The organism is Yersinia sp. 1252 StPb PI (assembly GCF_048593885.1).
In the GTDB taxonomy this organism is placed as follows: domain Bacteria; phylum Pseudomonadota; class Gammaproteobacteria; order Enterobacterales; family Enterobacteriaceae; genus Yersinia; species Yersinia enterocolitica_E.
Genome location: NZ_JAZGQE010000308.1, coordinates 1 through 2650, shown reverse-complemented (window position 1 = coordinate 2650; position 2650 = coordinate 1). Strand labels below are relative to the sequence as shown.

The following is a 2650-nucleotide window of genomic DNA, read 5'->3' as shown; positions in this document are numbered from 1 at the left end:
ACTAGAATTTATATTCAAAACCGCCCTGAATAGTTCGACCACGATTTGGCGCAAAAGAAAGTGAATCACCATAACTGACTATATAAGCGCGATTAGTTATATTTTCTATTGTGCTACGCAAAGTTAAATTATTAGTTACCTTATAGCTAGCATAAAGATCAAATAAGGTATACTTCGGCCAATCCGCAACATAAGCGGTATTAGCGTGGCCGTAGCTATTAACAACCGATGTGTCTTGATGTCCTTTGTTATAGCGAATAATGGTGCCGAGATCCAGCTTTTTATCAAATAATCTTCCACCTAAAGTTAAACTACCACGATCACCGGGCAAATAAGCAGAAGAACCAAATAAGTTATTCCCCGCCAAGCAATCAATTATATTGTTTATTTTATCATTTTCGACAAGATACTGATCATCCTTAGTAAATACACGGCGTTTTACCCCTCCTAACCAAGCCCTTTTAGAACAAAAGTTATTAACACCAATCATTCTGGTATAATTTAAACTGGTATAAAAAAAACCCATGTCATAGCTTAATTGATATTCCAGACCGCGAAAACGGGTTGCCAATAAATTATTAATGTAGGTTGCATTTGCAAAAGAACCGGAACCTAGCAGTGGTTTGGTCTTGGATAATTCAAGATTGATATAATTGCTGACGCGGGTATCAAAGTAGGCCATTTTGGCCACCAGGCGGTCTTGTTCACTAAACAGATTACTGTGTTGAATATTAATGCCCGCTTCCCAAGCTTTAGAATGCTCTGCGGCCAGAAACGGATTGGGCAAAATCCAGCCGTGACCATGCGCACTGCCGGTCGCCAGCACTTCGGTCATCGCCGGTGGCCGCCAGGATTTGCCGTAATTACCAAAAAACTCCAGCCACTGCACACCAGGTTTGATACCGATAGCCAAGGTGGGTGAAAGCTGTTGTTCACGGCGATCCACATCCCAGCTCATTTTGACCGTGTTATTTGAGGAGCACCGTCTTGATTCAATAGTAATATGTTGCTCATGTATCTTTCTGTTGCATGGATTTTCACGGGAATAGTTGGCAAGGTAAGATTTGCTCGGCATCCAGGTATTACCCTTTAAGCGAAATTGATCATAACGCAGGCCACCTTCCAGCCGCAGCCAGTCGGCATGTTCGTAATTCAACTGGGCAAAGGTGCTGGTCATGGTGCGCTTGCCGGGTGGGGTGACACCCAGCATTGTTTCGTGAGTTGAGTTGCCGGTGGAGCGGTCACTAAACCACTCGAGGCCATATTTGACTTGTAATTGATGGTGGTCGGCGAAGGTAAAGTAATTGGTATTTTGCAGTTGTAAACCACGGGTGTTCAAACGGGTTTGAGTCCAAAACTTTTTACAAAAAACGGCATCAGAACACAGGGTATCGGTTTCATCATTGGTATCAACGTAATAGATTTTAGCCGCCACATCCAGCCAGGCAATATGTTCTGGCTTGAGGCTATAATCCAACCCTATATTACGGTTCAGCACATCACTTACGCTGCTATTTTTCCAACCCATTTTAATTCTACGGTAGGGATCTGACTTATCGACAAGCGGCATTAACATACTGGCATTGGGGCTATTTATTTGCGTTTGCAAATAGCTGAGTACCAACCGTTGGTCGGCGGGCAAATTCCAGCCCAGTTTAGCGAGCTGTGAGCTCATTTTATAGTTGGCAAATTCAACTTTGTTATTGGTAACTTCTCTGCTTAAAACTGGGGCGGCTTTTGCGCCAAAACGAAGACCACCAATATTTCCTTTATTGCCGGGCCAATAATCTTTTAAATTGCGCTCACTGACAGCAATTAATAGATCACCATATTCATTGCCCAGCGCCAGTGCCGCACTGCCAATAAAATTAGTGCCATTATCACCGGTCATGGCGCGAATTTTACCGCCAATCTCTTTGCCCGGTTCGAGGAAATCGCTGGCATTGACCGTATTAAAGGTGGCAATCCCACCAATGACGCCCGCACCGCCAATATCACTGGTGGCTCCCTTTTCAATCACAACACTACTCAATATTTCTGGATCGATATACATCACACCATGGCGCTGACCATGACCACTTTTCATAAAGTTTTGTCGCATGCCGTCAATATTCATATTGACGCGGCCGTAGTCTTGGATCCCACGGATATTTACGGAAAGCGCGGGGTCTTGCTGACTGACGCTGGAATAGACACCGGGGGTTTGTTCCAATATATCTGCCGCATGGCGGGCAGGGCGATTATCCAATTGTTCGCGGGAGATTTCACTGACTGAGTGCAGCTCATCATATACCCAGTCACCGTCCTGGGAATTATTCGCTCCTTCTACCTTGAGTTTATCCAATAGCATATCATTTTCAGCCGAGGGGGTTACCGTTGCCTCCGCCCGAACTTTTGCTGAATACCCTTGCGTAGTTGTTAATGCTATAAAGATACCAATGGCAATTCTATTCATTGAGGTTATTATTTTTCTTCTATCTCTCACTTTATTGTCCATTTATTAGATTTCATCCTTACGATATGAATATAATTAACCTGTTAACTATTGTTAGTTCTTGAATAGCAGACGTGATAATGACCAGCAATAAAGCTAATGCCGGGCAACCAGAGAGGTTTGAACAAAGGAAAGTCATTATCTATTAACGATATG

General features: G+C 43.5%; 1 protein-coding gene. It reads right to left on the bottom strand.

Going from position 1 to position 2650, the window contains the following annotated elements; all coding sequences use genetic code 11:
• Nucleotide 1 precedes the first annotated feature (1 nt).
• The gene (locus V2A85_RS23005; protein ID WP_420072476.1) at nt 2-2497 is read right to left on the bottom strand and encodes a TonB-dependent hemoglobin/transferrin/lactoferrin family receptor; all 2496 of its coding nucleotides are present in this window, start codon (nt 2495-2497) and stop codon (nt 2-4) included.
• Between the last annotated feature and the right edge of the window lie 153 nt (nt 2498-2650).